This window comes from Methylobacterium thuringiense, from assembly GCF_022179645.1.
Classification (GTDB): domain Bacteria; phylum Pseudomonadota; class Alphaproteobacteria; order Rhizobiales; family Beijerinckiaceae; genus Methylobacterium; species Methylobacterium thuringiense.
This window is the reverse complement of record NZ_BPRA01000015.1, coordinates 172,696-189,275: the sequence shown is the minus strand read 5'-3', so window position 1 is coordinate 189,275 and position 16,580 is coordinate 172,696. Positions and strand designations below refer to the sequence as shown.

The 16,580-nt window shown below is 68.1% G+C and carries 12 protein-coding genes; 6 read left to right on the top strand and 6 right to left on the bottom strand.

Annotation, left to right across the window (positions count from 1 at the left end):
• Window positions 1-27: 27 nt before the first annotated feature.
• The 5 genes from MFF07_RS16925 to MFF07_RS16905 all read right to left on the bottom strand — a co-directional run bounded on the left by MFF07_RS16925 (window position 28) and on the right by MFF07_RS16905 (window position 7,407).
• Window positions 28-840: an efflux RND transporter periplasmic adaptor subunit gene (locus tag MFF07_RS16925; RefSeq protein WP_373322383.1), complete on the bottom strand. Its 813-nt coding sequence runs from the start codon at window positions 838-840 to the stop codon at window positions 28-30.
• A 102-nt stretch (window positions 841-942) separates the two neighbouring features.
• Entirely contained in the window at window positions 943-2,976 is a 2,034-nt protein-coding gene (locus tag MFF07_RS16920) for a preprotein translocase subunit SecA (protein WP_147813977.1), read from the bottom strand.
• Entirely contained in the window at window positions 2,969-5,116 is a 2,148-nt protein-coding gene (locus MFF07_RS16915; protein ID WP_238232413.1) for a PqqD family peptide modification chaperone, read from the bottom strand. Before MFF07_RS16915 ends, MFF07_RS16920 begins: the two co-directional genes overlap by 8 nt.
• A gap of 11 nt (window positions 5,117-5,127) precedes the next feature.
• A complete protein-coding gene (locus MFF07_RS16910) occupies window positions 5,128-6,987 on the bottom strand; it encodes an efflux RND transporter periplasmic adaptor subunit (protein ID WP_147813981.1) in 1,860 nt (619 codons plus the stop codon).
• 117 nt (window positions 6,988-7,104) lie between these two features.
• Complete coding sequence (locus MFF07_RS16905; protein ID WP_147813983.1) at window positions 7,105-7,407, bottom strand: DUF3467 domain-containing protein; 303 nt, start codon at window positions 7,405-7,407, stop codon at window positions 7,105-7,107.
• A gap of 399 nt (window positions 7,408-7,806) precedes the next feature.
• Here MFF07_RS16905 and MFF07_RS16900 point away from each other — a divergent pair, with 399 nt between their 5' ends.
• The 5 genes from MFF07_RS16900 (at window position 7,807) to MFF07_RS16880 (ending at window position 13,735) form a co-directional block, all read left to right on the top strand.
• The gene (locus MFF07_RS16900) at window positions 7,807-8,844 is read left to right on the top strand and encodes a methyltransferase (RefSeq protein WP_147813985.1); all 1,038 of its coding nucleotides are present in this window, start codon (window positions 7,807-7,809) and stop codon (window positions 8,842-8,844) included.
• Window positions 8,841-9,494: an AAA family ATPase gene (locus MFF07_RS16895; protein WP_147813987.1), complete on the top strand. Its 654-nt coding sequence runs from the start codon at window positions 8,841-8,843 to the stop codon at window positions 9,492-9,494. Before MFF07_RS16900 ends, MFF07_RS16895 begins: the two co-directional genes overlap by 4 nt.
• Window positions 9,494-11,863: a tryptophan 7-halogenase gene (locus MFF07_RS16890; protein WP_238232412.1), complete on the top strand. Its 2,370-nt coding sequence runs from the start codon at window positions 9,494-9,496 to the stop codon at window positions 11,861-11,863. The genes MFF07_RS16895 and MFF07_RS16890 overlap by 1 nt, the downstream gene beginning before the upstream one ends.
• Window positions 11,860-12,735, top strand: a complete 876-nt coding sequence (locus MFF07_RS16885; RefSeq protein ID WP_147813991.1) for a hypothetical protein — start codon at window positions 11,860-11,862, stop codon at window positions 12,733-12,735. Before MFF07_RS16890 ends, MFF07_RS16885 begins: the two co-directional genes overlap by 4 nt.
• 79 nt (window positions 12,736-12,814) lie before the next feature.
• Window positions 12,815-13,735, top strand: a complete 921-nt coding sequence (locus MFF07_RS16880) for a radical SAM protein (protein WP_147813993.1) — start codon at window positions 12,815-12,817, stop codon at window positions 13,733-13,735.
• Between the two features lie 11 nt (window positions 13,736-13,746).
• On the opposite strand, the gene MFF07_RS16875 is transcribed toward MFF07_RS16880, so the two are convergent.
• Complete coding sequence (locus MFF07_RS16875) at window positions 13,747-14,757, bottom strand: helix-turn-helix domain-containing protein (protein ID WP_187272403.1); 1,011 nt, start codon at window positions 14,755-14,757, stop codon at window positions 13,747-13,749.
• An 870-nt stretch (window positions 14,758-15,627) separates the two neighbouring features.
• Here MFF07_RS16875 and MFF07_RS16870 point away from each other — a divergent pair.
• Window positions 15,628-16,431, top strand: a complete 804-nt coding sequence (locus MFF07_RS16870; protein ID WP_147813995.1) for a SapC family protein — start codon at window positions 15,628-15,630, stop codon at window positions 16,429-16,431.
• Window positions 16,432-16,580: the final 149 nt, after the last annotated feature.

Genomic DNA, 16,580 nt, shown 5'->3' with positions numbered 1-16,580 from the left:
ACCGATAAGTCCGTCGGTGTGTCTTCCTTATCGGCCGAAGGGCACGGCCGTCGCGAGGGGGCCCTTCTGAGGTAGGGGGAAGCCGACCTTGCAGCGCTGGCCGCCGGGTAGTTTGAAATCCGGGTTCGGCAATTCGAGGCGTACGCCGAAGGTGCCGCTCGCAGCGTCGAAGACGTGATCGACGACCGTGACCTTGGCCTCGTAGGTACCGCCGATCGGCTGGTCGAGTTCGACCGTCGTCGCCATCCCGAGGCTGATCTCCTTCCAGCGCGAGACCGGCAGATAAGCTTCGACGTAGAGCGGATCGAGTTGGACGAGGGTGAAGATCGCGCTGTCCTGGCGCACGAACTCGCCCGCGGACATCAGGCGCTCGGTGACGATCCCCCGGATCGGGCTGCGGATCATGCGCAGTTCGAGCTGCGCCTCGGTACGCATCAGCTCGATCCCCGCGAGCTTGCGCTTGAGGATCTCGGTCTGCAGGTCGCGCCGGCCGATCTCGTAATCGGCCTCGACCTGATCGAGCCGTTCCTGTGTGACGATGCCCTTGGAAAGCTGGCTCTGGCGGTCGAGGCGCCGCTTGTAGAGTTCAACGCGGGTCTGCTGGGCCTCGATGGTGGCGACCGACTCGGCCTGCGCCCGCGAGAGCGCGACGTTCGCCTCCTCCACGCTCGAATCGAGCCGCGCGATGACGTCGCCGGCATTGACGGTCGTACCGCGGTTCACCGGCACGCTCTTGAGGATGCCGAGCGTGGCGCTGCCGATCTTCAGCTTTTGCGCGGGCTCGACCACACAATCGACGCGGGTCTCCTGCGCCTGTGCGACGCCGGCCGACGTCGCCATCCATGCTGCCAGGAGCGAGAGTGCGAGCAGCTGCGTGTGGCGTACGGGCCGAGACGTCATCACGGGGTCCTCATTCGGCGGAGTTCTCATTCGGCAGAGTTCTCATTCGGAATGGCCGGCGAAGGCCAGGATGCGATCCTGCATCTGATCGGATCGCAGAAGGTCGGCGCGCATGCGCGCATGCAGACGCTCGGTCCGGAACTGGGCGAAGCGCAGCAGGCGGCAGCCGAAGGCCTGCCCCCGCTCGTGGCCGAGCAGGGCCATGATGCGCCGGGCCGCACCGCTCTTGATCAAGCCCCCGGCAAGCAGCGGGTCGTCGAGGGAGAGGATCGCCTGGAAGCAGCCCGGCTCGCCCTGGCGGCCACTGCGGCCGGCGAGCTGGTCGTCGATCCGGCGTGCGTCCTGGCGCTCGACCATGATGACGTGCAGGCCGCCGCGTTCCGCCACGCCCGGCCCGAGTTTGATGTCGGTGCCGCGCCCGGCCATGTTCGTCGCCACCGTAATGCGACCCAGCTGCCCGGCCTCGGAGACGATCGAGGCCTCCGCATTGTCCTGGGCGGCGCTCAGCACCGTGTGCGGCAGGCCGGCCCCGGTCAGGTAGGCGCTCGCCCGGGCGGACGCCCCCACCGAGCGCGTGCCGACGAGGACCGGGCATCCCCGCGCGTGCAGCTCGGCGATGCGCTGGGTCACTCGCTTCCACTTCTCCGCCTCGTCGGTGAGCATCTCGTCGGGAAGATGCGCACGCTTGAGCGGCCGGTGGGTCGGGATCCGCACCACCGGCAGCCGGTAGACCGTCCAGAACTCGGCGGCGACGCCACGGGTCGTGCCGGTCATGCCGGACAGCCGGGCATAGCGCCGGAAGAAGCGCTGGTAGGTCATGCGGGCGAGCGTCGTGCGGGCGCTCGACAGCGCGCAGCCCTCCTTGTGCTCGACCATCTGGTGGAGACCGTCGCTCCAGGTCCGGTCCGGCATGACCCGGCCCGTGTTGGCGTCGACGATCACGATCTTGCCGTCGCGCAGGATGTAATGCTCGTCGCGGTGGAACAGGTGGAGCGCCGACAAGGCTTGACGCACGAGCCCTTCGCGGACGACGCGGCCACGCCAGGCCGCCCCGTCGCCCGAGACTAGGTCCGCGATCCGCGCGCGGCCGGCCTCGGTGAAGACGACTCGGTGCTCGGAGGCTTCGATCGCGTAGTCGCGCGGGCTCGCCAGTGTCTTGGCGATCTCCATAGCCCGCGACAGCACGTCGTCTGCAAATTGCGAGCCGGCCTGCGCCGAGATGATCAGCGGCGTGCGGGCCTCGTCGATCAGCACGCTGTCGGCCTCGTCGACGATCGCGAAGTAGAGGCCGCGCAGGCGCAACTGCCCGAGCCGGTTTACCGCGGTGTAAAGGCTTTCCAGCTTCAGCCGTACGTCGCTCGCCCGCTGGCCCAGCGCGATGCGGTCGCGAAGGTAGTCGAAGGCGAGGTCCTTGTTGGTGCAGTAGGTGATGTTGCAGGAATAGGCCTGCGCCCGCTCGGCCAGCTCCTGCTTCTCCTTGATCACGCCGACTGTCAGACCGAGGGCGGCGTAGAGCGGGCGCATCAGTTCGGCGTCGCGCTCGGCGAGGTAGTCGTTCACGGTGACGACGTGGACGGGGAGCCCGGCCAGCGCCGCGGTACCCGCGGCGAGCGTCGCCGTCAGGGTCTTGCCCTCGCCTGTCGCCATCTGGGCGATGCGGCCGTCGAGCAGGGCGGCGGCGCCCATCATCTGCACGCCGTAATGGCGCTGGCCGCTGACCCGGCCCGAGACCTCGCGGATCAGGGCGAAGGCGTCGGTGATGTCGGCATCGCGAAACGTCGTGCACCCTCGCAGGCGTCCGGCGAGACCGCGAACCCGCTCGCGGAGCGTCGCGTCGGACAACGCGTCGATCGCCTGTGCCTGTGCCAGGGCGTCGTGTGCGATGCGTCCATAGCGGCGCGCACTCACCCCTGCGAGACCCGCGCGCACCAGACCGACGACCTGGGCCACGGCCTGGTCGAGGCGGTCGGGCTTCAGGGGTTTGCGCTCGGTATAGGCCCGTGCCTGTGGCAGCCGCCAAGCGGCCTCGGCCGGCGCGATCTGCGACGGGGCCAGGGCGATCAGCGGCTCAGACACGGAACTGGCTCAGGAAGACCTGGCGGAGGCTGCGCAGAACACGCCATGCCACAGGTTCCGATCCGTGGTCGAAGCGGACGTAGACACGCTCGCCGAGCACGTTGAACGGCAGGCCGCCGGCGAGCTGCACGTCGAACACGAAGATGCTCTGGAGCGCGATCGGCTTCTGCGGGTTGCTCGCGTCGACGGCGATGGTGCCCCCGCCCTGCGTGGCCAAGGCGAGGCTTGGGATCTCCTGCTGGGCGCCCGGCACCTCGCGGCGGATCGCGCCGACGCGCACCTCCTCGGGACGTTCCGCCAGTCGCGCCGCGACGCCCTGCGTGCGGTTGCGGATCAGGTCGACGTCGGTCTGCGGCACGACCACCCGCACGACCGGGTCGTCGGCGGTCAGCACGTAGCCGATGCGCTCGCCGCGGCGCAGATAGCGCCCGGGCAGGTCGACGGCGCCCGGAACGATCAGGCGCCCGGCATGCTCGGTGCGCACCGTGAGGCCGGCCTGACGCTCGCTGTAGACGCGCAGGATCTCCTGCGTGCTGGTGATCTGCTCCTGCAGGATCTGGGCTTGGACCCGGTCGCCGAGCCGCGCCGCGTCGTAGCGCAGGCGCAGCTCCGCAAGTTGCGCCTGCAGGACTGCGACGCGGCTGTCGAGGCTCGGGTCTTCGAGCTTGGCCAGGGCCTCGCCGGCCTGGGTGTCCCGGCCGGGCTGCACGAGGAGGTTCGTCAGGATTCCGTCGGTCCGGGTACGGATCTGCGTGTCGTCGGGCACCCAGACGACGCCCTGCGCCATCGTGGTGTAGGGCAGCGGGATCACGAACAGGATTGCGAACGCTGCCAGTCCCGCAGCGCCCGTGACGGTCATCGCGAGCCGGCGGCGCCCGTTCAGTTTCGGGTCCGACAGGATGAACCTGATGCCCTTCACGAGCGGGCTCACGACGGTGCCCACGAGCGCCAGCAATGCGAGCATCACGCCGAACACGAAGTACTGCGTCGCGATGAAGCTCGCGATCGCGATCGAGACGGTTGTGCGGTAGACGAAGGCACTTACCGCGTAGAACAGCATCCACGGCCGTTCGCCGTTCGCGGTGACCGGGCTCTTCGTCCCCTCGATCTTCAGGACATAGCGCTCGATCAGATAGAAAAAGTAGCGGTTCGACCGCGAGCCGAGATTGGGGATCTCGATGAGGTCGGCGAAAATGTAGTATCCGTCGAAGCGCAGCAGCGGGTTGCCGTTGAACACCAGCGTCGAGATGCTGCCAATCACCATCACGTTGAAGGCCGCCGCGCGCACGAGGCCCGGCTCGGCCAGCGCCCAGACGATGGCTGCCGCCCCCGCCAGGAAAAGCTCGACGAAGATACCGGCCGCGGCCACCATCATCCGCTGCCACTTGCTGGGGAACGCGGCGGAGCTCGAGGCGTCGACGTAGGGCGCCGGAAACAGCACGAGCAGCATCATCCCGACCTCATGCACCTCGCCGCCCCAGGCCTTAGCGGCGACGGCGTGTCCGGTCTCGTGCAGGGCCTTGATCACGGGATAGAGGCATAGCATCAGCGCGACGTTCTGCGCCGAGAGCATCTGGTTGGCGACGTCGCCGGTCAGCTCGCCCCAGTGCAGGGCCGCGACGACGAGGCCGGCGATGACGACGGCGAGCCAGACGGCGAGGCCCCAGAGCGAGAAGATCGGCCGATAGAACGGTGCGAGACGGTCGAGGATGGCGTCGGGATCGAACAGCGCGAAACGTAGCGCCAGAGGGTTCTTGACCCGGGCCATCAGCGTGCGCCGGGCCGTCGATTCCGCGCGTTCGGCGAGTTCGGCGAGGTCGGGCGGCAGGTCGCCCTGCAGCAGGTCCGAGCCGTGCAGCTGCGAGATCAGGCGGATCGTGTCGTCCTGGGTCGGCGGGTCGTCCTCATTGCGGCGGGCCGCCCGCTCCCAGATGTCCTGCAGCGTGCGGCGCCCGTCCATCAGGCAGAGGATGAGGTTGGCCGAGGGCGAGAGCCGGTGGAAACGTCCTGTCTGGTGGTCCTGCAGGACATACCAGATCTCGCCGCGGAAACTCTGCCGGTGGATCTCGGCGTGGCGGCGCAGCCGCGGGCGCAGGGCCGCGACCCGGTACCAGGATTGGCTGAAGAGAGACTGGGACATCCCTCACGCCCTCACGGCCACCAGTGCCAAAGGGTCAGGCGCAGCCAGTCGACGATCGGTCGTGCCCAGACCCAGACGAGGAGGCGCCGGTCCACATCGACCTTGGCGATGCCCTCCATGCCCGGCCGCAGCCGGGTGGCGCCATCCGTGATCCGGCCCTCGACGCGAAAGAGGTTGCGGCCGTTCCTGGCCTCGGCCACCGGTGTGATCGTCTGGATCGTGAGCGCCTGCGGCTGGTCGGGCAGCGAGGTGGCGAGCACGTGCCCGGTCTGGCCCTCGCTCAGGTCGGCGATCAGGCGCTCGTCGACGCTGAGCACGACCCGGTAGCTGTCGAGCGGCGCGATCTCGAACAGGACCTGTCCGCGGCTGATCGAGCCGCCGATCGCCTGGGAGAGATCGCCCGAGACGATCAGGCCGTCGAAGGGCGCGTGGAACTTCGAGCGCGACAGCTGCTCGTCGAGGAGGCGGATCTGCGCGTCGGCCTGGTCGATCTGGCTCTTGACCACATTGATCGTGGCCGGCTGGCGCGTGGCGAGAGCCTTGTCGTATTCGTAGGTGCGCTGCTGGCGCTCGGTCACCCAGCGCAGGCGCTCTAAGGCGAGGTCGCGGTCCTCGAGCGCGGCGAGGAGATCGCCCTTGCGGACCGTATCGCCGGCCCGGTGCTCGGCCGTCTTCAGGTAGCCGTCGTATGAGGCGACCACAGAGCGCCGGACCAGTCCCTCGATCCGGGCGTCGGCGGTCACGCGATAGTCGATCTTGATCGCCGACAGCGCGAGGATCGCCGCAACGACGCCGGCGATGCCGAGCTTCAACCCGGTCCGATTCGGGCCGACGACCAGCCGCATGCCGTTCATGACCGACTCGGCTGCCTTGGCGGCGAGCCAGCGGTCGTTCTGGCGCTTCTCTTCGAGCACCGGGCCGATCGCCGCCGCGCAGGCGCTGATCTGTTCGATCGTATCGAGAGTGAAGGGCTGGTCGGCCGGCCGCTCCAGCGTGAGAGCGCCGACGAAGCGGTCGTCCACCAGCATCGGCACGGTGAGCACGCGGCCGCCGTATTGCAGGCGCGCAAGGTCCTCGTGTGCCGTCGTAACGTAGACGTCGCCATCGGTGGCGGGGAACAGGATCAGGCTGCGCTGGTCGACCGCCTCGTTCATGCAGGCGCCGAGCCGGCGCACCAGGTTCATCTCGCGGCCGAACTGGGCGGAGTGGGAGATCGCCTTGATCCGGGCGGTGCCGCGCCGCATGAAGCCGATCGCTGCGCGCTGGCAGCCGAAGGCGATCGCGAGGTCGGTGACGGCGGCGGTACAGGCGGCGGAGAAGCGCGACTGCTCCAACACGCCGGCCAGGAGCCCGAGGACCGAGGACGAGCGCGCCAGGGTCTTCTGGTTACCGCGCCCGATCAGCTCGGCCTGCTTGGCCACGAGCCAGGCGCTGCCCCACTGGATTTGGCGGATCGCGCTGCGCAGATCGTCCTTGTCGCGGCCCTCGATCGCGAAGGCCGTCACGGCGAAGCGCTCGCCGTCCAGCACGACCGGCAGGGCGATCCAGGCGCCGGTCCCGCTTTCCTCCATGGCCTGCACGACGGGCCGGTTCTCACGCAGCGCGGCCTCGGCCGTCTCGCGCAGGCCGACCTCGCACTCGGTCTGGATCGGGAACACCGCGATGGGCGCGAGCCCGACCGAGGTCCCCGGGATGAGCACGCAGGCGCGCGGCGCCCCCAGCATCGGCGCCTGCAGCATGAGCCAAGCCTCGGCCGCCGCCTGCAGGGTCTGGGCGGTCTGGAGAACCTGCCAGAGCGCGGGCTCGACCAGAGGCAGGCGCGCAGCCGGCCCGGCCGTCGACGCAATCTCCGCCGCCAAACGCTCGCTCATCGCCCCTTGGCCCCCTTCGTGACGAAGTTCTGCTTGCGGACCTGAGCGAACCCGCTCAGGTTGCTGCTGAACAGCAGTTTCGGCCGCAAAGCCACGACCCGTTTTTGCTGAATCTGCTCAGGCGTCGAGATCGAGACGGCCGTGGCGATTCTCGTATTCGGTCAGGACGCCGCCGAGGACCGAGTGGAGGCGCTTGGCCGCGAGCGGCGTAAGGATGATGCGGTTCGACAGGTCGACGACGACATTCGCCGTCTCGGCGAGATTCCAGGTCCGGTTCGTTCCGAAGAACAGATCCACCTGTTCGCGGGTCCCCTGGACGTTCACGACGTTGGCGAACTGGGTCGCCATGTCGTTTTCACGCCACTCGATGGCCCGTACCTGATCCGCAGCGCCGCCCTTGGCCTCGTTGGTCTCGCTCACGACTGTTCCCCCGTTGACGCTAAACACCCGGACCCCGATCCGCGCCGCCGGATACGACCTGCACGGCGTGAAAGACCCTAGTCCTCGGCAAGACGTTTCACGAATAAAGCCGCCATGGAACTGGCGGCTTGTCTCGTGCCCTCAGCACATTCCCGTTGCCTTGCGCTTCCGCGAGACGACGCACTAGGAGTTATTGCACGGTCTGTGCGGTCCGATCACGAATGGAATATGGCAAGTGCGACGACCGCGCAGGATTTTGCGTTGATCCAGCGTCTCAGAATTCGCATTCCTTCGCGGACACCCGGCCCGCGATCTTGCTCCCGTGCCGGCGGTCCCGTCTCACGCTGATGCCGGCCAGCCAGGACGGTGCATGGGCCGAAGAGATGTCGGAACCGTAACGTGGACGTAGACGATTTTCCGCGGGTCGACCGCTTTCTCGAAAGCGAGGTCGTCGCCCACGCCCTCACTTTCGCGTTCGAGAAGGGTCTGATCGACCGCCTCGACCGGCAGGCGACGGCCGCGACTGATGCGCTGGCCACCACACTTCGCCTCGATCCGGCGCGATTCGATTGCCTCGCCGGCCTTCTCGTCGGCGGCGGCATCCTCGAAGAGCCCGGCGCCGGCCTCCTGGCACTCGCCGCGGCCTTTCGCGCAGTGCTGCCGCACCGCGACCTGATTGCGGCAAAGCTCGGCTTCGCTGCCGCCGCCGCGGAGGACCTGCGCCGCTGCTTTCCTGCTTTCATCGCGGATCTTCCGGCCTTCATGGCAGCCTCGCGCACCTTCGAGCTGTTCCGCTACGACCGCTGCTTCGATGTCACCCCGGACAACCTGGCCGCGACCCGGCGCTGGGTTTCCTACACGACCTGTCTGACGCGCTACGAGGCCGGCCCCGGCCTCGACCGAATCGACCTCGGGGGCCATCGGCGTCTGCTCGATCTCGGCGGCAACAGCGGCGAGTTCGCCGCCCAGGCCTGCCGGCGGGCTCCGGAGCTCGCCGCGACGGTGTTCGACCTGCCGGTGGTCTGTGCCCTCGGCCGGGAGAACCTTTCGGGGCGGCCGGAAGCCTCGCGCGTCACTTTCCAGCCCGGGGATATGCGGCGCGATCCGCTGCCGGAGGGGCACGACCTCGTCACCTTCAAGTCGGTCCTGCACGACTGGCCGCCGGACGAGGCCCGCGCTCTCCTCACCCGCGCCGCGCAGGCCCTCGCACCGGGAGGCCGCCTCGTCGTCTACGAGCGGACGCCCGTGCCGCTCCGCGGCCGTCCGGCCGGTTACGTCCAGGCGGCCGACCTCGTCTTCCAACCGTTCTTCCGCGAGGCCGGGCTCTACGCCGAGACGCTGATGGCACAGGGTCTCACCGAGATCACCGTCGACCGCATCGACCTCGAGACGCCGTTCCACCTGATCGCGGCGCGCAAGCCTGGGGGCCGGTCGTGAGGCCGGCGCTGGTGGTGGCCGTCGCCGGCCCGCCGGGGAGCGGGAAGACGACCCTCTGTCGCGCCCTGGCGGAGCGTCTCGGCGCGCCCGTGCTGTCCTACGATTCGTATGAGGAAATCACTGGCTGGCCGCCGGAGCGCGTGTCGGCGTGGCTGGCGCGCGGCGCGCCGCTCGACGAGATCCCCGTGCCGGGTCTGGCCGGCGACCTCGCACGGCTGCGGAACGGTGAGCCGGTCAGGGACCGTGACGGCGGCGGCACGCTGCGCCTGCCCGGGACCGGCGCAGGGCGGCCCGTCATCGTGTTCGACACCCTGCTCGGCCGCGCCCATGCCGAAACCGGGCCGCTCATCGACCACCTGATCTGGCTCGACCTGCCACTCGACATGGCGCTCGCGCGCAAGCTGCGCAGCTTTACCACGGAGGCCCGTCGCGATCCGTCGGCGGCGTCCGGCTTGCTGCACGCCCTCGACGCCTATCTCGGCCGCTACGACACCCTGCTGCGCCCGACTTACACCCTTCAGCGCGACCGGGTACGGCCGGGAGCCGATCAGATATTGGGGTCCGGAAATCTCCCCGACCACATCGCAGAGACCCTCGGCGCCCTGACGCCGCTCGGGGTCCCAGCGACTTTATCCCTGGAGCCGCGTTGATGCTCGAGCCTTCCCGTACCGCGCCACCGCGCCTCGTGATCGCCGGCGGCGGCCTCGCGGCCTGGACCGCCGCCGCCTACCTGCGGCGCATGCTGCGCCGGGTCGGCTGGACGGTGACGGTGGTCGGACCGGTGCCGCCGGCCGGACCGTCCGTCGGCCTGGCGACGCGTCCGATCCTCACCCGCTTCCTGCGCGGCCTCGGCATCGACGAGGCCATCTTCATGCGCCGCTGCGGGGCGACCTATCGGGTCGCCAGCCGCTTCGACGACTGGTTCGAGGCGGGGCAGGGGCACTGGCACCCGTTCGGGGTCTGCGGCCCACGCATCAATGGGCGCGATCTGTTCCACTACTGGCTGAAGCATCGCAACGAGGGCGGGTCGGGGGCTGCGTACGCCGATTATGCGCCGCAGGCGCTGATGGCGGCGGCCGGGCGCGGTCCACGCAACGAAACGGGCGTCTCCTCGGCCGTAGAGGCCAGCAGCTACGGCTACCATCTCGATCGCACCGCCCTGGTCCGCTTCCTGCGCGAGATCGCGCTCTCGGAAGGCGTGCGGGCCGTCCCGGCGCGCGTGCTCGGGGCGAGCCGTGACTTCTCCGGCAACATCCGCTCCCTCGATCTCGAAGGCGGCGCCAGCGTCGAGGGCGACCTGTTTCTCGACTGTACCGGCGCGGCGGCGCTGCTGATCGGCGAGACGCTCGGCGAAGCCTGGATCGCGGACAGCGCCGCCTGCGACAGCCTCGTCAGCCTGTCCCTACCGCCCGCACCGGATCCGCCGCCCTTCACGACCTATGCGGGCCTGCCGGAGGGCTGGACCGCGTCGCTGCCGCTCGCCGGCCGCACCGAAGCCGTGCTGGCCTATGACGGCGAGACGACCACGCCGGAGGCGGCCGAGGCGGCCCTGCAGGCGGCGTTCGGCCTGGGCGAGCACATCGTCCACCGCAGCCTGCCCAGCGGTCGGCGCAATCCCTGGCTGCGCAACGTCGTCGCCCTCGGCGCCGCGGCCCGCGCCGTCGAGCCGCTGGCGGGCTTCGGCCTCGATCTCGATCTCGTCGCGCTCGAAGCCTTCGTCGCGCATCTGCCGCGCGGGGAAGGGGCGGAGATCCTGCGCCGGTCCTACACCGCCCGGATGAACCGCCTGCACGACGACGCGCTGGAAGCGCTTGCGGCGCATTATGTGCTCGGACGGAGACCCGAACCGGTCTGGGCTGCGGCGCGCGCCAAGCTCCCCGAGGGGCTTGCCGACCGTCTCGATCTCTACGAAGTCGCCGGCCATGTCGTGCCGCGCGAGGAAGCGGTGTTCGGTGAGACCGACTACTACCTGCTGTTCACCGGGGCCGACTTCCTGCCGCGCCGGGCCTTCGCACCGGTCGATGTTGCAGATGGCCGCGAGATTGGCGGATACCTCGCCGAGATCCGGGCACGCGCTGCGCAGGTCGCCGACGCGACGGCGTTGCACGCCAGCCTCCTCGAACCGTTGCACGGGACGGCACCCGCCGCCGGGCCGGTCGCTCGCATCACTGTGGCCGCGACTGCATCCGGGCCGGCGAGCCTGCGCCGGACGCCTGAAGGTACGCGACTCGCCGATCTCGTCGCCGGCCTCGGCCAACCCTACGGCTACGAGCGTTCCGTGAAGGCGACGCCGGGCGGGCTCCAGGTCGAACGCTTCCTCGTGAGTCTCCACCGCACCAGCCTCGGGCTACAGCCCGGGCAGACCCTGGACACGCTGGCGGAAAAGCTCGGCCTGCCAGAGCGGGAGCGCGCGGAGGCCGCCGGCCTGATTGGCGAGGCCGACGTGCTGCATCTCGGCTACGAGGACGGTCCCTCCGGCGCCCTCTACAAGCTCTACGTCGAATGGTCGGCCGACACCGACACGGCCTGGCAGAAGGCGGAGACCAAGGGCGAGCCGCTCCTCGTCCACCGGGCCTACAAGTGGAGTTCGCACGCGGCGACGCCTCCGGTGGTGACGCTCTACCATTGGCCGCGCGTGCGCGCGGCCGCCGAGATCGGGGCCCGGTTGACGCGGATGGGTGCGGATTGGGGCGAGGCTGGGTCGGGCGTGATCGGCCTCGCCCACGCCGTGCTCGGGCTGGCTCAGGAGCGGGGGCGGGGCGCCATCCACTATCTCGAAGCCCGCGAGGAGCCCGGGCCCCGCCTGTCCTACGATCTCAATCTCTATGCCTGCGGCCTCATGGTGGCGGACGTGGAGCCGCTGCTCGCGCCGGCCTTCGCGGATCTCGGCATCGCGCCGCAGGCGGTCGCGGCGGTCTTGGGCGAGCGCCGCGACGAGGCCCTGGGGCACGTGGCCGGCGGCCTCGGGCGCGACGGGCGGCCCTTCCTTACCGTCTATTCCGGCATGGCCGGCTCATGACCGGCCTCGACCCGCCGCGCCTCGAATACGCCGCGCCGGGCGACCGCTACGCCGATTACTGCTTGTGGGACTACGAGCCCCTCGGACCCACGGCCGGCCGGCTGCGCCAGTCCAGCCTGCTCTGGCACTCCCTGACCGCGGCCGGCGCGGATCGCCGTCTCTTCGCGATCTGCGACGCGCTGCGGGCTGGCTTGGGTCCCGGCCGCAGCGTCTGGGGGGCCAAGTTGCGCGACGGCGTCACCACCTGGGAGTTCTACTTCTACGACTACGCCCGGCTGGAGCGCAGCGTCTCGATCGAGCGCGTGCTCGCGATCCTCGCGCCCTTCGCGCCCTGTGGCCTGCACTATCCCGGCGCGCGCCCCTACTTCATGTTCTCCCTCGACCTCGACGACGCCCTGGCGCGCGGCACGCGGAGCCTCGACCGGCTCAACGTCTATCTCGGCAATCCCGGCAGTAGCGTCTCCTCCGGCCTGTGCTACGGCCTAACCGCTCAGGGCCTCGTCCTCGACAACCTCTACAGCTTCTTCGAGACCGCGACCGAGCGGGAAGCCATCGCGGCGAAGACCGCCTGCTCGGCTCATCTCGACCTGCCCGGCCTCGACCGCGACGCGATCCTCTGGCCCGAACTGATGCGCTGCGGTGTCGTGGTGGTGGCCAACAAGCGCCTCTGCGACGGCGTCTACTTCTCGCGGATCGACGTCGACGGGCTGCTGTATTTCCTCGACCGTCTCGCCTATCCGGCCGAGATTCGCGACTTCGTGCGCGCAGAGCGTCGGCGTCTGTCGCATCTGCTCTTCGATCTCGGAATCGACTATGCCGTCGTCGATGGACGGCTGACGGTCACGAAGAGTGCCTATTACGGCCTTCTTTGAATCTCTCTGCCCACGATAACAGTCGCCTCCGACCCGCTCTCACGAGCACCGCACCGAAGTCTTCGCAGCGAAAGACGTCATGGGACGCTACGATCACGCAGCCTACGTCTCCCTGACGATGGAATTCCGCTGCAATCTCAAATGCGTCCACTGCATGATCGAGGGCACGATGGACCGGCTCGCGCCGGAATCCGACGCCCATTTCGAAGCGCTGCTGGCGCTTAACGCACGCGAAAAGCGCTGGATCGGGCTGATCCTGACGGGTTCCGAGATCACCCTGCGGCGCGACCTGCCGGATCTGGCGCGCCGGGCGCGGGCGAGCGGCTTCCGGCATGTCCGCATCCAGACCCACGGCATGCATCTCGGCCAGGCGAGCTATTGCCGTCGCCTCGTCGAGGCCGGCGTCGACGAGTTCTTCGTCTCGGTCGCCGGCAGCGACGCAGCAACCCACGACGCGCTGACCCTCGTGCCGGGATCGTTCGAGCGTGCGCTGCGGGGCCTCGAGACCCTCGACGCCATGGAGGGCGTGGCGACGCTCACCAACACCGTCGTGACGGAGCGGAGCTATCGCCTCCTGCCCGATCTCGTCGATCGACTGAGCCATCTCCGGCGCCTGACCCAGATGGAATTCTGGGTCTATTTTCCGATGTCCGAGCGCGACGAGAAGGGCCTCGTCCCGCGTCATGGCGACGTGCTGCCCTATCTACGGGAAGCGGTGTCCCGCGCCCGTGCCCAGGGACGCGCGGTCGAGATCAAGAATTTTCCGGAGTGCCTGCTCGGCGACCTTGGTGACGCGCTCGTCAACGGCCAGCCGGAACTGCACATCGACCCGGATTTCTGGACGGAATTCGCGCGCAACGGCTTCTACCAGTGCGTGCATCGGGATGTTTGCGCCTCTCGCGAATGCCTCGGGCTCAACACGGCCTACATCGAAAAATTCGGCCTCGAGGCCGATCTGCTGAAGCCGATCGGGCGCCGCTGGCAGCGGCCGTCGGCCTGAGGACGGTCGCGTCAGCGTACGGCGCCGAGTCGATCCCACCACAGTGTCAGGACGTCGAGGCCGGTCCGTTCGGATTTCCGGGCCGAGGCCACCTGCTCGGCCCGGAACTCGCTCGCGGTGACGCCGAACTGCGCGCGGAAGGCACGGCTGAAATGGACCTTGCCGCGAAAGCCGAAATCGGTCGCAAGCCGCGAGAGGCGCCGCGTCTCGAGCGGATCGCTCAGGGCCGCACGCACCGCGAGCAGGCGGCGCTCCTGGACCGAACGCATGATGCCGCCATGGGGCGCGAACATCCGGTAGAGCGTGGCGCGTGACACGCCGATCTCGTTGGCGATCAGTTCCGGCGAGAGGTCGGGCGAGGCGAGATGGTTGCGGATCGCTTGCTCGGCGAGGGCGACATAGCAGGTCTCGAACTCCTGCTCCTGCTGCGCGAGGTCCTTCGACCGCACCGGGTCGAGGAGCGCCTGCAGGAAGTCGGCCGTATGCTCCACGACGCCCGCGACTTCCGATTCCTGGAGGAACAGGCTGCGTTCGCGCAAGGCCATGAGATGTGCAGCCAGCAGGCGGTTGCGTGCCGGATCGAGTCGGGGTGGCAACGGGCCGCCGGCGAGGTTGGGCAGCAGCGCGCGCGGGACGATCAGCGAGACCGTATCGGAGGAGGTCGCGAACGTATCGACTTCGAAGCCAAGGTCGATAATCGCGACCTGCGACGACCACAGCGTCGTCTGGTGGCCGCTGATCAGGCCGTTGAAGCCGCCGACATTATAGAGGTGGAATAGGATGTGATCGGGCGTCCGGGCAACGAGGTCGCGATCACGCCGAAAGCTCTGCGCACCGAAGACGACGCGCGCGACGATGATATCGCCCATGACGACGCCACTCGCGGAGCCGGTCGGCAGGCGTTGGTTCGGGTGTACGACGCGTGGCTCGAACAGGGTGCCGACGACGCCCTTCCAGATTTCGTGCGCCTTCTCGTTCGGCAGACCTGTCGAGAGGTAGTCGAGGCGCTGGAGGATCGGCACGCGGACGGAGGCTTCTACGATAAGGGCAGGGGAAGGTTTCGGTGTCGTCAGGGGTCGGTCAGACGCAGCGCCGCGCCCTCGTCGTGCGACCGAAGACGTCGAGGCGCCGACGATCAACTTGCAACCGTGAATTATTTCTTATCCCGGCTTGGAACGTGATTTGATTCTGGGACCGATCTTGCTTTTTCAGTCATATGCGACGCTTCAACAACAGAAGCTGCGAGCAAGCTAAAGGCACCGCTGCCGCTTTCAAGAGGCTCAGCGTCCCATTCGCTCACGTCCGAATTCCTGACTCGTCTAATGTCGATCAAGATAAAATTTCGTGATATTTCTATATTGGCGATTGGAGCGATCGATGCTGTCGAGACATCGTTTGCTTAACTGCTTTTACTTCTGGTCGATAAAAGGCGGAAATTCAGAGTGAAATCCTATTTCAATAAAATTAAAATGATATCGATAAATTTATCTGTCCAAAGAATGTTTTTTTGAGGAATTTTAATAAATAGCGAAGGGAGCGACATTCGTATTCTGTCGAAAGGACCGGCCAGTGCATCGGCTTTCGGTTCGCTTGCCGGCAATCGGATTGCACGCACGACCAGTGCCGCGGGGCTGAATATTTTATTAATACTTGAAGGCGACTGTCGGCGATCGCAGGAATGTTCGCGCGGGCGGGCTCATGGCGCTCGACATCGTCCGTGGTGGCTGTTGTGGCTGGGCCGCCGTCGCCCGCATCCGCACTCCAGCACCCGAAAACTGAGACGCTGGATCAATCGAAAAGCCGTGCAATCCCTCCGCAAATCGGGCCTTAGCTGGTAGCTAGCGGAACGCAAAGATGCGGGAAGCGCACATGCGTGGCAACGTGGGGTCAGAATGAGTAAGCAGCTTCTCATCTACGAACGTGCGGTTCCGGTGACCCGGCAGCGGCACGGCGGCTGGTCGGTCAAGGCCGGCACGACATTCGAATTCGCCCGTGGCGTGAACTCCGTGCCCCTGATGGTGGCCGAGTTCCCGAATGCCGGGGCCGAGTATACGATCGTGTTCGGCGGAGCCGACGACGAGATCATCCCGGTAGCGCTCCTCGGGATCCGGGACGGCGAGAACCTCTACGTGAGCGAGGCGGGCTCCTGGTCCGGCGCCTACGTTCCGGCCTTCCTGCGCCGCTACCCGTTCGTGTTCTCCAGCGACAACGCGAACGACCCCGACGCCACCTTCACGCTCTGCGTGGACGAGGATTTCTCCGGCTGCAACGACGATGGTCGCGGCGAGCGTCTGTTCGATGCCGACGGGGACCGCACGCAGTATCTGCAGAACGTGCTCGGCTTCCTGCAGGCCTACCAGACGCAGTTTCAGCGCACCAAGCTGTTCGTGAAGCGTCTGCAGGAGTTCGACCTGCTGGAATCCATGCAGGCGCAGTTCACCCTGCGCACCGGCCAGCGCTCGACCCTGTCGGGGTTCAGCGTGGTCAACCGCGACCGGCTCAAGGCGCTGTCTGCCGACAAGCTCGCGGAGTTGATGCAGGCCGACGAGATGGAGCTGATCTATCAGCACCTCGCCTCGCTGCGGAACCTCACGCCGATCGCCGAGCGCATCGGCGTTCCGGTCGAGACGGCTGCGCAGGAAGCCGAGACGGCCCCGGCTTCCCCGGCCGATTTCGAGACCACCGGCAACGCTTGATTTGGCCGTCGGCCTCGTCCGCGGCGAGCGGACGAGGCCCGCGACAAGGATCGGCGCGCGCCAGCGGGTGCCGGTCGGATTTTCAGACCGCCTTTAGACGATCCGGCAGCGCCCTATCGCGCCGGGTCACTTGATGTGTGCGTGCCGAA

Bases quoted from the DNA above. Each gene is read 5' to 3' on its own strand.
- MFF07_RS16915 (WP_238232413.1), bottom strand. From the start codon at position 5,116: ATGTCCCAGTCTCTCTTCAGCCAATCCTGGTACCGGGTCGCGGCCCTG.
- MFF07_RS16880 (WP_147813993.1), top strand. From the start codon at position 12,815: ATGGGACGCTACGATCACGCAGCCTACGTCTCCCTGACGATGGAATTC.
- MFF07_RS16925 (WP_373322383.1), bottom strand. From the start codon at position 840: ATGGCGACGTCGGCCGGCGTCGCACAGGCGCAGGAGACCCGCGTCGAT.
- MFF07_RS16890 (WP_238232412.1), top strand. From the start codon at position 9,494: ATGCTCGAGCCTTCCCGTACCGCGCCACCGCGCCTCGTGATCGCCGGC.
- MFF07_RS16910 (WP_147813981.1), bottom strand. From the start codon at position 6,987: ATGAGCGAGCGTTTGGCGGCGGAGATTGCGTCGACGGCCGGGCCGGCT.
- MFF07_RS16870 (WP_147813995.1), top strand. From the start codon at position 15,628: ATGAGTAAGCAGCTTCTCATCTACGAACGTGCGGTTCCGGTGACCCGG.
- MFF07_RS16885 (WP_147813991.1), top strand. From the start codon at position 11,860: ATGACCGGCCTCGACCCGCCGCGCCTCGAATACGCCGCGCCGGGCGAC.